Source organism: Vibrio sp. 10N.261.46.A3 (assembly GCF_041472995.1).
GTDB lineage: Bacteria > Pseudomonadota > Gammaproteobacteria > Enterobacterales > Vibrionaceae > Vibrio > Vibrio coralliirubri.
In genome coordinates this window covers 132338-144490 of sequence record NZ_JBFRRH010000039.1, presented here as the reverse complement: position 1 = coordinate 144490, position 12153 = coordinate 132338, and the positions used below count along the sequence as shown (strand labels likewise).

General features: G+C 45.9%; 10 protein-coding genes. 4 read left to right on the top strand and 6 right to left on the bottom strand.

From position 1 onward, the window contains the following. The first annotated feature begins 369 nt into the window (after positions 1-369). Positions 370-1806: a glyceraldehyde-3-phosphate dehydrogenase gene (locus tag AB4484_RS11525; protein ID WP_048612894.1), complete on the top strand. Its 1437-nt coding sequence runs from the start codon at positions 370-372 to the stop codon at positions 1804-1806. 239 nt (positions 1807-2045) lie between these two features. Here AB4484_RS11525 and AB4484_RS11520 read toward each other — a convergent pair whose 3' ends face one another. Beyond that, complete coding sequence (locus AB4484_RS11520) at positions 2046-3101, bottom strand: 2Fe-2S iron-sulfur cluster-binding protein (RefSeq protein ID WP_372078192.1); 1056 nt, start codon at positions 3099-3101, stop codon at positions 2046-2048. 101 nt (positions 3102-3202) lie between these two features. Continuing rightward, positions 3203-4864, bottom strand: a complete 1662-nt coding sequence (hcp, locus tag AB4484_RS11515) for a hydroxylamine reductase (protein ID WP_048608912.1) — start codon at positions 4862-4864, stop codon at positions 3203-3205. Between the two features lie 273 nt (positions 4865-5137). Here hcp and AB4484_RS11510 point away from each other — a divergent pair, with 273 nt between their 5' ends. Next, positions 5138-5368, top strand: coding sequence for a hypothetical protein (locus AB4484_RS11510; RefSeq protein WP_372078191.1), 231 nt, complete (start codon positions 5138-5140; stop codon positions 5366-5368). Between the two features lie 53 nt (positions 5369-5421). After that, positions 5422-6585, top strand: a complete 1164-nt coding sequence (locus AB4484_RS11505; protein WP_372078189.1) for an alpha/beta hydrolase — start codon at positions 5422-5424, stop codon at positions 6583-6585. Positions 6586-6977: 392 nt separating this feature from the next. Here AB4484_RS11505 and AB4484_RS11500 read toward each other — a convergent pair whose 3' ends face one another. The 3 genes from AB4484_RS11500 to AB4484_RS11490 all read right to left on the bottom strand — a co-directional run bounded on the left by AB4484_RS11500 (position 6978) and on the right by AB4484_RS11490 (position 9094). Further along, on the bottom strand, positions 6978-7592 hold the full coding sequence (locus tag AB4484_RS11500; protein WP_017061779.1) for a LysE family translocator: 615 nt from the start codon (positions 7590-7592) through the stop codon (positions 6978-6980). A gap of 126 nt (positions 7593-7718) precedes the next feature. Next, positions 7719-8639: a LysR family transcriptional regulator gene (locus AB4484_RS11495; protein ID WP_372078187.1), complete on the bottom strand. Its 921-nt coding sequence runs from the start codon at positions 8637-8639 to the stop codon at positions 7719-7721. Then, positions 8633-9094 carry an Lrp/AsnC family transcriptional regulator gene (locus AB4484_RS11490; protein WP_050644059.1) on the bottom strand — a complete coding sequence of 154 codons (462 nt, stop codon included), beginning with the start codon at positions 9092-9094 and terminating at the stop codon, positions 8633-8635. Before AB4484_RS11490 ends, AB4484_RS11495 begins: the two co-directional genes overlap by 7 nt. Before the next feature lie 254 nt (positions 9095-9348). Here AB4484_RS11490 and yjeH point away from each other — a divergent pair, with 254 nt between their 5' ends. After that, positions 9349-10614, top strand: coding sequence for an L-methionine/branched-chain amino acid transporter (gene yjeH / locus AB4484_RS11485; RefSeq protein WP_372078185.1), 1266 nt, complete (start codon positions 9349-9351; stop codon positions 10612-10614). A gap of 46 nt (positions 10615-10660) precedes the next feature. Here the strand turns inward: yjeH and AB4484_RS11480 are convergent, their stop codons facing one another. Then, positions 10661-12118, bottom strand: a complete 1458-nt coding sequence (locus AB4484_RS11480) for a PLP-dependent aminotransferase family protein (RefSeq protein ID WP_372078183.1) — start codon at positions 12116-12118, stop codon at positions 10661-10663. Between the last annotated feature and the right edge of the window lie 35 nt (positions 12119-12153).

Sequence of the window (12153 nt, the reverse complement as noted above, 5' to 3'; positions counted from 1 at the left end):
TAGCGATCACACCTTTAATGTTCAATATGACCTGTATTACATATTATCTTTTGAATTGAGTATTTTTTGACGAAAAATAAGTGCTACAGATTGTTAAAGTCAATAGTCTTTATTGACGTTCAAATCTTGATTTATGGCTAATATAGAGCCAATTTACAGATATTTTGTCTGCATTTATTTTTCCTAGCAGAATAACCCGTCGTACCTTACAATCCTGCCACATAAAAATTACAAGTTACACACAAGGTATATCAGCACATTTAAGTGGCAATAAAGACCGCAGCCTGATGCCTCAAATCCCCTATGCTGATTGGCTTCCCTACAACCGCCATGAATGCAGAAACTTAACGTGAAAGGTCCCGAGTAAAGATGAGTCCCGAAAAGCACCTCCTAGATTGGCAAACTAGTCAAACCATTGCTGAATCCATCGCTCCAACTTTAGGTCAGTTATACCGTCAAAAAGGCGTAGAAGTTATCCTCTTTGGTAAGACCCTAGTTAACGCGACAACTATCGACATCATCAAAGCTCACCGTATCGCAAAACGTTACACTGGTTCTCCTCTTACAGCAGAACAGACTCAACCTATCATTCAACACCTTCTCTCTATGGACTTGTCTCCATGTCGTATTGATGTTGGTCGCCTTGCGCATTCATTCTGGCAAGATCGCGAAGACACACACGGGTTGGATGATTTCCTACAAACTGCGCTTATCGAATCGCTTGAAGGCGATGCGATGACAGAGCCTCGAGACGTTGTATTATACGGTTTTGGTCGTATTGGCCGACTGCTCACTCGTCTGTTGATCGAGAAAAGTGGCCCGGGTTACCCACTGCGTTTGCGTGCCATCGTTGTACGTGGCGGCAAAGATGGCGACCTAGAGAAACGTGCAAGCCTGCTTCGTCGTGACTCTGTACACGGCCAATTCAACGGCAGCATTGTTGTAGACCAAGAACGCAAAGCGATCATCGTTAACGGTAACTTCATCCAAGTTATCTACGCAAACAAACCAGAAGAAGTGGATTACACGGCTTACGGTATTGAAAACGCACTTGTGGTTGATAACACAGGCGTATGGCGTGACGCGGAAGGCCTGAGCCAACACGTTGCGTGTAACGGTGCGAAGAAAGTGCTACTGACTGCGCCTGGTAAAGGCGACATCAAGAACGTGGTATTTGGTGTGAATGAAAATGTTATTCAGCCAGAAGACACCATCATCTCTGCAGCAAGCTGTACTACCAACGCAATCACGCCAGTATTGAAAGCGGTTCACGACAAGTTTGGCGTGCTGTCTGGTCACATCGAAACGGTGCACTCATTTACCAATGATCAAAACCTAATCGATAACTTCCACTCGGGTGATCGTCGTGGTCGTGCTGCGTCACTGAACATGGTTTTGACATCGACTGGCGCTGCTAAAGCTGTATCAAAAGCGATGCCGGAAATGGAAGGTAAGCTAACAGGAAATGCGATTCGCGTACCTACGCCAAACGTTTCAATGGCAGTTGCGAACCTAAACCTTGAGAAAGGCACAAACAAAGAAGAGTTGAACGAGTACCTGCGTGAAATGGCGCTGTCTTCTGCTTTGTCTGCACAAATCGATTACACAGACTCGACTGAGATTGTATCTACGGACTTGGTTGGCTCTCGTCACCCAGGTGTGGTTGACGGTGTGGCGACTATCGCACAAGACAACCGTGCCGTGCTGTACATTTGGTACGATAACGAGTTTGGCTACAGCTGCCAAGTTGTTCACTGTATGGAACAGATGATGGGTGTACGCTACAAGACATACCCTGAAGTTTAATCAACTTCGCTCTTGTAGATACGTCCATCGCAACAAGCTCCACAACATAATAACTATATCTGCGAAGTCTGTATGGGCTTCGCAACCCCTTTTGTTTTACTCCCCCGTATAAACAAAAGGGTTGCCACTTAGATCTGCTCTCTCTAACTGATCTAGGTGGCCTTTTTACATCTAGCGCCCTAACTTTTATCGCGATGACAAGACCTTGTCTTCATCACTCTTGCACAGCTTCACGTCTGTTATAACTCAACCTCAACATCCGACTGAATCGAACTTGAACATGCAAGCACGTACCCCTGTTCAATCTGGTCTGGCGTCAATGTTTCTTGGCTGCTTGATTCCACAGATCCTTTAGTCACTTTGCATTTACACGAACCACAAATCCCACTACGACAAGCGATAATAATTGGAACGCCTGCTTTTTCTAATGAATCCGCCAATGGGGTTCCCGCTTCTGCTTCAACTTCAGCGCCGAACGCATGCACAAATACCTTAACAGCACTATTCGTATCGTCAGCAACTTCGGCTTTTAACACTTCTGATTGAGCATTCTGAGTAGCAGGAGTAAAGCTTTCTTGATAGAAGTTATCCATGTTGAACTCAAGTTCTTTCAGATAACTCTCAATATCTTGCATGAAGCCGACAGGCCCACATAGGTAAACCGTTCTGTCTAAGATATCTGGGCTCAGTTTCACCAACCAATTTTTATCTAAACGGCCTTGAGGAGCCATTGTCCCTTCATTGTCTTTCAGCAGCAGTTTTAAGTTGAAATTGGCATGTAATTCATCGAGTTGATGAAGTTCTTGAAAGTAGATAGTCTCAAGCTTGTTGCGTGCCATGTGGACGAAATCAATCTCGATGTCACTGTCTTGAGACAACCAATATTTTACCATCGCCATTACGGGTGTAATGCCACAGCCTGCACTCACTAGCGTTACTTTCTTTGTTGCCGTTGGCATGCAATCAATACAGTTAAACGCGCCTGCCGGCTTCAACACAGAAACCTCGTCACCTTCATCAAGCTCATCAACAATAAAGTTCGAAACCAAGCCACCTTCCACACGCTTGACCGTCAACTTCAGGCGGTTATCTTCGGGGCAAGAAGCCACTGAATAAGCACGGTAATCGGTTTTCGTCGGCATATCTAAACCCAAGGTGATGAACTGACCGGGCTTAAAATTGAAATGTAAGTCTTGTGGAATACTGCCAAGCTCAAAGCTGACCGTATCTGGCGTCTCGTGCCATTTCTTTAAACACACTAAATTGATTGAATCGCTATCCGACCATGCATACATAGTTCACACACCTTACTGATACTAAAGAATTAAATCTAGAAAGCCCCGCCGCTGCACGTTCTTAGAGAACAGCAACAACGGGGCTTGGGAGTGGGCTTAGATTAAGCCGCTAAGATTGTTTTAAGATCTTGCTCTGGCGTTGAGATAGAACGCATATCGAACTCGTCTTGAATAATCTTTAGTAGGTTCTCTGTTAGGAAAGCCGGTGCTGTTGGGCCGGTGTAGATGCCTTTCACACCAAGAGCAAACAGAGTAAGCAGGATAACGATCGCTTTTTGCTCGAACCAAGAAAGAACCAGTGTTAGCGGTAGTTCGTTGATGCCACAATCAAACTCTTGAGACAGCGCAAGAGCAAGCTGAATCGCCGAGTAAGCATCGTTACATTGACCAACATCGAGCAGACGTGGAATACCGTTAATGTCGCCAAATTGGTTTTTGTTGAAACGGAATTTACCACATGCCAATGTCAGGATTACTGAATCTTCTGGCGCTTGCGCTGTGAAATCTGTGTAGTAGCTACGCTCAGATTTGTCGCCGTCACAACCACCCACAAGGAAGAAGTGCTTGATGTTGCCTTCTTTCACTTGTTCAACAACCGCAGGCGCAGCTTCCATCAAGGCGTTACGACCAAAACCGACAGTGATCATTTGCTCGATCTCGTCATGCTTAAAGCCTTCTTGCGCAAGAGCACAATCGATCACTGCACTGAAATCATCACCTTCAAGATGAGCAACACCCGGCCAGCCAACGATGCTACGCGTAAACAGGCGGTCAGCGTACGAGCCCACATCTGGGTTAAGCAGACAGTTAGATGTCATTACGATCGCACCAGGGAAGTTCGCAAATTCTTTTTGCTGGTTCTGCCAAGCGCTGCCGTAGTTACCCGCAAGGTGTGGGTACTTGTTCAGTTCAGGGTAGCCATGCGCGGGTAGCATCTCACCGTTGGTGTAAACGTTAATGCCCTTGCCTTCCGTTTGTTGAAGGATCTTTTCTAGATCATGCAGGTCGTGACCAGAAACAAGGATACAGTGACCTTGCTTCGTCTTCACATTCACGGTTGTTGGTTGAGGGTGACCAAATGTATCTGTCTCGCCTTTATCCAACATTTCCATGACTTTGTAGTTCATTAAGCCAATCTGCATAGACGTATCTAACAGTTGTTTTAGGTCTGATGGATCTGTACCTAGGAACGCCATGATTTCATGGTATTCAGCAAAGATAGCATTGTCAGTTTGACCAAGAACACGAGCGTGCTCCATGTATGCTGCCGCACCTTTTAGCCCGTAAAGACAAAGAAGGCGAAGACCAATCACATCTTCGTGTTGAGAGTCGTGACCACGGTTTACCGCCGCTTGAGGGGCAAGCGCCAGTAACTCTGAAGAGTCCGTTGGAAGGTCGAATTGAGCAGCAGCAGAAAGCGCTGGGATCTCAAAACCAATCAACGTCGCTGCAGCGCGAACTTGTTGTTCTAAGCGCTGCTTAAATTCATGAGATTGCTGTGCAAATTCAATGATACGAGCAGGGTCGAAGTTTACGTTAGTCAGTGTTGCGAAAAACGCTTTTGGCGCCCACTCGTCGATTTCAGTATCAATAACATCACAAGCACGGCCCAAATTGGCCCAAAAAGAAACACCTTGAAGAGAATGCACCAACACGTCTTGAAGGTCGGATACTTCCGAAGTTTTACCACACATACCTTGTGCGAAAGAACAGCCTTTTACGGTTGGGGTTTGAATTGTTTGTTCACATTGAATACAGAACATATAAGGGCTCCAGTAATTTTTATTAACTGTAAGTACTTTGCTTACAGTGACTTATTCCAAACCCTATAGAGCATCAAGCGTGCCAACTTTTAACTTGCTGATTTTATTGAACTTAGTTTTATTCCATATTTTTAGTGCGTGATTATGACTACATATAAACTCCCTAACAGCACACATCCGTGTCATAGTGACTCTCAGAGATTTATTAACGGCGTTCATGTTTCGTTCAGAATAGAAGCGATAAAGTAACAACATAGAAAAAGAGGAATGAATATGAAAAATATATTAGTTACGATTGTTGCATTGTTTACTGGCCTTTTGGCGTTATTCACAAGCTTGATCCTTGCTATTCCTTTGGCTATTGCAGCTTTAATTACCGGCAAGCGCATTCAGAATCAAATGAAGAAACAAGGTTTCGCAGCTCATATGAACACTCGTCAATCATCAAGCAATGATGCCGGTGTTATTGAAGGTGAATACGAAGACCTTTCAAGCAAAAAGTAACCTAAACTTTAGTTTCAGACATAGTGAAAGCACAACAGAGACAAGATTACATAATGCAAATAAAGCCCCTCCTAGCACTACTGGCCTTAACGACTTTAAGTCTCGTTGGTTGTTCCAACGAGACACCGATACCCGCTTACGAAACTTCTCCAGACTTGCCTAGCTATCAGCAAGACAGCTTTGACGCCTATGTTAATGACACCCAAGATTGGTTATTGAAAAACCGTGTGTTCATGACAGAAGACAAGCAACTCGAGATCCAACTCAATTCACCAACCGAGTATCAACCAACCTCGCCAAACGGCAAGGCGGTATTATTGGTTCATGGATTAGGCGACTCACCTTACTCATTTAAAGACATCGCTACCCATTTGGCAGAGCAAGGTTACTTAGTGAGAACCGTATTGCTTCCGGGTCACGGCAGTCGCGTGGGTGATTTAATGCAGCCGAGCCTAGAAGATTGGCAAGGGGTGGTGGCTCATCATACGAAGTTACTTGAGCAAGAGTATGATTCTGTTTGGCTAGGCGGCTATTCAACCGGCGCGAACCTCGTGACTTCACAGGCGATGAACGATCCAAAGATCTCTGGGTTACTGTTATTTTCTCCTGCGTTTCAACCGAGCTCGTCTGCTGTTCAATACGCAGGGCTAGCAAGCTACTTTGTCACTTGGGCTGATCAAGATCCTGAAGACAATGTGTTGCGTTACAACTCACTGCCAATGAATGGTGCCTCGGTTTACTATGAGACATCAGAAGTGGTTCGTGAAGACTTACAAGATAAGCACTTCGACAAACCAGTGTTTATTATGATGAGTGAAGGCGACAGTGTGATTGACACCAGCTTCGTTCAACAAGCATTTACGGAGTCCATGCCAAACCCAAATAACGTGTTGATTTGGCAAGGGGAAACCACACTCGACGATCCTCGTGCTGTTCAGTACAGCATGAAAATCCCAGAGCAACGTATCTCGAACGGCTCTCACATGGGCTTACTGTTCTCGCCAAGCAATCCTTACTACGGGATCAATGGTAGCGAGAAGATCTGCTCCAATGGTCAGGCAGAAGGCTTTGAAGAGCAATGCAACGCAACCAGTGAGGTTTGGTACTCAGCTTGGGGCTATCGTGAAGAAGGGAAGAACCATGCGCGTTTGACCTACAACCCCTACTTCTCAGACTCGATGGCGAAGTTAGATGCCGTGCTGAACTCTGAAGGCTAATACGCTCAAGCCTTTCGAAACCAATCCATAGAACTCAAAAAGGCTCACTAGATAACGTCTAGTGAGCCTTTTTTAATGAGTGTCGTTTCTGGTGAACGTCTAGGGTCTGTTGACCTTTAGAGCTGATTTTTGCAGCACTTTGTGGGAAATTTCTACAAGGCAGAGGCTTTGAAGTGTAGCTAGCCTACATGAGAAGCCGATAACGCAGTAGAAATGAACCACAAAGGCTGCCCGAAGGGTTCGGCTAGAATCGTTTTATGCTTTGTTAAGAAGTATTAACTTAGAATGACTAGGCTACATACTCCTTGCCGCGCCTAAAACGATTCTATCTCGAACAAAATTTAACCTCTAAAAGTTAACAGACCCTAGTTACTTATTCTTATCGTTTACTGCTATATCGTCCACACCACGCGAACAGCAAGTAAGATCAACACCACGCCAGATAGTCGATCAATCAGCTGCGCTTTCGAGCGAATGCGTTCAACAATCAACGGGCTAGACAATACCAAGGTGATAAAGGTGTACCAAAGGCCGTCGACAATCAGCGGCGTTGAGACAATGATAACCTGATTGGTCAGTTCATTACCTAGCGCAACAAATTGGCTAAACAGAGCGATGAAGAACAATGCGATCTTTGGGCTCAAGATAGAGATCAAGAAAGCCTCACGAGCAGACTGCATGTAGCTCATCTTTTCACCCGCTTCTAATTTCGCAGCAACACCACCTTTCGAACGCAACGCATTAACGCCGAGATAAAGCAGATAAGCAGCACCCGCTAAGCTAATACCTTTAAACAACATTGGGGATTGCTCAAGCACAACAGCTAAACCAACAATGGTTGCGAACGCATAAATACCGATGCCAGCAGCGTGTGACCAAGCTGCGATAAGCCCGTTCATACGGCCACCAGCCAAACTGTGTTTAGCGATCATCGCCAAACTTGGGCCCGGAGACATTGCACCCAATAAGCAAATCGCTAATAAAGAAAACCAAATTGTTACTGTCATCATTCCATTCCTAATAAATAAAGCGTTCCAGTTGAATGCTCTACGCTTAATACTCAATACTTGGCACTTACCATAATTCGCAGAAGGTATTATTTGAAATCAAAGATTATCATTACACCTATGATTTCAAGTCATACTGATATTGTAACTCGACTTTTGCATGGCTTGGAATGCTTTTTCTCGCGCCCATTTGTGGGCAGAGTCGTTGTCATATTTAGGATGCCACATTAACCAATAGGTGTGTATTTCCGTATCAAATGGCAACGAAAAGTAGGTAGTATCGAGGTGTCGACCTAGGTTGTAGGCGATATGTTCTGGCACGATCATCAAGTAGTCGTCTTGCATTAACACAGTGCCAGCGGATGAAAAGAACGGGACCTGTAAAGCCACTCTTCGCTTCAGCCCTTGCTTCTTCAATGCTATGTCCGCGTAGCTGTCTTTATCTCCGCCCCCCGTCACTTTGATGTGAGAGTAGTGAACAATATCTTCTGCACTCAAAACAGCTTGTTGAGCCAATGGGTGCGACTTGCGCATCAAACACACCGACTTATCTTCGCCAAGTTTGATGCTTGAGACATGTTCAGGCTTCGTGGGAAACATGCTGGAAGCCAAGTGAATCCCCGACTCATTCAGTGCTTCAAGGTAGTTTGGCTGCCACAAGCGATAAGCCAAATTAATGTTCGGCGCTTCAGCGGACACCTCTGCAACAATCACAGGAAGAATATACTGAGCCACATAATCACTCGAAGACAACACCAATTCACCCTGCCAGTCTTGCGGCTCGAAGGGTTTATCATCTAACAGGTGGTCAAACTCGCCAAGCAGGTCGGCGAGTTTGCCTTTGAGTAGCAATGCACGGTTGGTCGGCACCAGTTTATTGCCGTCACGGACCAGCAAAGGGTCGCCACACAAATCTCGTAACTGGCTGAGCTGACGGCTCACCGCGGATTGTGTGATATGCAGCCGTTGAGCGGCGCGGCTTACATGACACTCTTCAAGAAGTACATGTAGTGAACGCAGTAGGTTTAAGTTGATATTGCCTAACATGAATGCACCGTCGCATTCTGTTTGTTGAAAAACTCGGTCAAAACCGTATGAGTCATTAAGTGGCGAAGATCTGGGTAGCTTTGCAGCTGATCGCGAACTCGGTTCAGGCTCTCCATGCTGTCCACTTCCACGTACAGCATCATGTCGGTCTCACCGCTAATCGAGTGGCACCATTGCACCTCATCGATACTCTGGATTTGTTTCGCGTAAGACTCACAACTATGGTCACTACTCGACATATCGAACTTCAACAAGATATAAGCGCACACATTCTTCGTTTGGTTAGGCTCTGCAACTTGAGCGCAGTAGCCCGTAATCACTTTGTCGCTTTCCAGTTTCTTGATTCTGGCGTTCACAGCCGAGCGCGAGAGACTGACATCTCGGGCGATATCGCTCACTGAGCATCGTGCATTAGTTTTGAGAATATCCAAAATCTGGCGATCAAATTTATCCATGCTTCTGATTCTTTCCATTTATTGTTCTATTTATAACGCCTAATTTGACACAACTTTCCTACATATAACAGCCATTCTGACAGCCGACACTTTCACGCTGAATCGGATTAATACCGTTAAAATGACGGTGTCTTACGACGTTTCGCTAGCTGTATTATTGATGTCGACAATGTATGCTCTCAATCATAACTTCACACACACCAGAAGAAAGTTACTGGAAGACCGTGACCAGAATCAAATAGCTAGGAGAGCGAATGACACAACTCAAACAAGAAATCACGCTTATTTCAGGAATCGGACAACTCTCGACGACCTTGCTAGGCACGGGATTATTTATGATCCCTGCGATCGCAGCAGGCATCGCTGGGCAGTTGTCTCTTCTCGCTTGGTTAATCCTATTTATCGCTATTTGCCCGATTGCACTGACCTTCGCAGCATTAGGAAAACGCTACCCGAATGCAGGCGGTACTGCCTATTTTGTGCGTCAGGCGTTTAACGAGCGATTAGAAACAAGCGTGGCGTGGTTGTTTGTGAGTGTTATTCCTGTCGGTATTCCAGCGGCCATTGCACTGGCAGGTGGTTTTGCTCAACAATTGTTACCCGCACCTCTCGACACTCCTCTGGGTGCTCAATCCTTTACCGTCGCCCTACTTATTGCCGTCAATTTGATGGGCAGTAAATCTTCTGGCCGACTGCAAACCGTGATCGCATTGTCGATTTTTGCCTTAGTCAGCGCTTTTGTTTGGAAAGCCGACATCACGGCAACCGATGTTGCTCTTCCTGCCATCTCATCCGATTCAATGTGGTCTATCGGCGCTGCTTTGGCTGTCATGTTTTGGTGCTTTGTCGGAATAGAAGCTTTTGCCCACATGGGAGAGGAGTTTAAAAATCCACAACGTGACTTCCCAATCGCCATCATTGCAGGCTGTTTTGTTGCGGGGTTAGTGTACTGGGCTTGTTCAGTGGTGATTCTTAAACTGGGTGCTTACGGTTCACCTGAATTCGACGCCACATCCATCCCTTGGGTAACAGAACAACTGTTTGGCAATGGCTTCAAAACTGTCATCAGCGTACTGGGGTTCTTTGCTTGCTTTGCCAGCCTAAACCTTTACACACAAAGCCTATCACGAATGATCTGGGCTCAAGCTCGCCAACACAGCCCTACAAGTCGAATGGCTCAACTGAACAGCCACGGCGTACCGCTTTACCCAACGTTAGCAATTGGCTTTGTCGTGCTTATTTCGTGTGTGATTGGTGAGCTGTCTAATTTAGACCTTGAGTTCTTTCTCAAGCTCGCCAACGGTATTTTTGTTCTGGTTTATCTGCTCGCAATGTTAGCCGCTTGCCGATTACTGACAGGCGCATCTAGATACACAGCCATGCTTTCATTGGTCATCTGTACCTTGGTGTTTATCTGTTTAAGTTGGTCGATGCTCTATGCCGTGACTATATTTGTGACATTGTCACTCCCTTGGCGAAAGTGGTTGGGTAAACCCACCGTTTCTGTCGACAAGCTGTAACTCGATAAATGATGAATCGACATACTGCAAACAAGCCCTTCCAGTATCACTGATAGAAAAGCCGAGCGATCTGTTTGATCTTCGGCTTTATCTCAGCCAAACGTATATTTCCAAACCCCAGCACCGCCCCACTCCAATCACGAGCATCACTCGAACCGTATTCATAAAAATCAAACGGACGAATGATGATATTTTCAAGCTCAGCTCTGCGGTTCCACTCATGTTCAGATATTCCATTGGACCACTTCACGGTCACATGTAGCCCCGCCGCCTGACTGATCACTTCAAGATCACCGTTAAACTCGCTTTCAATCGCTTCTATCATGGCTTCATACTTGAGTTTGTATGACCGGCGCATCTTTCTAATATGACGCAATAAGTCGCCTTCTCGAACAAAATCCGCCAAAGCTTCCTGTGTGTGGGACGCCGTGTCTCCAGTTAGCGCGTCTTTGATCTCAAGACACTTCACCACCAGACTTTCTGGCACCACTAAGTACCCTAATCGAAGGCCATTGAACATCACCTTACTCAGAGAGCCAACATAGATGATGCGATCATCGAATCCCAACTTACCCGCCAACCCTTGCATGCTGGTATAAGGGCGATGAGCAAACTGGAACTCACTGTCGTAGTCATCTTCAATGATCCAAGACTGATGTTGATTGGCCCAGTCGATCAGTTTAAGGCGTTGCTCAGTATTGAGGGTCGTGCCCATTGGGTATTGGTTACTCGGCGTGACATACAAAGCCTTAGCATTACTGGACAATACTTTTTCAATATCTAGCCCAGTCTTTTCACGCACACTCACACCATCCAGTTCTAGTCTCAACAGATCGATAATTTTATGCACTTGTCGATAACCGGGTTCCTCTACAAGGATTTTGTCGCCCATCGCTAACGTTGCCATTAATCCGATTGAGATGGCTTGCTGCGCACCTGCGGTAATGATGATTCTGTCGGCACTGCAATGAACCGAACGACTGCTTGCAAGGTACCCGCTCAGCGCTTCCCTCAAGACCAAGCTTCCCTGAACCTCTTGATTGCCCGCAATGTTCTGACGTGTAGAGTGGCGTTGCAACAGCCTCTGCCATTTCGCAAAAGGGAACGCATCTAAGTCAGGGACTCCGGGGGCAAAGCTGCGGTTAATGTCGTTAGGTGTCGCTATGTTTGTACTCGGTTGACTGACTGTTTGTTTGACCTTCGGATCCTGAACACTGTCTGGCTTAGACAAACTTAGAAAGTGTTCTGGTTGTTCAACCGAGACATAAAACCCTGAGCCTTGCTTACTCTCGATATAACCTTCAGTGACCAGCTGTTCGTACGCATAAATCACCGTATTTCGACTCACCGATAACTCGACGGCCAACTTACGTGTTGAAGGTAACTTACTGCCCTTGCTCCATAAATCTTGAACGATCTTCTCTCTGATCGCGTGGAATAAGGCGGTTTGACGCGTGTCGTGTTGTTCGTCTAACTGTAGATCACCGACATCGATAGGCTGCATAACTGGATCCAAATAGTGTTTAAAAGTGGCTCTAT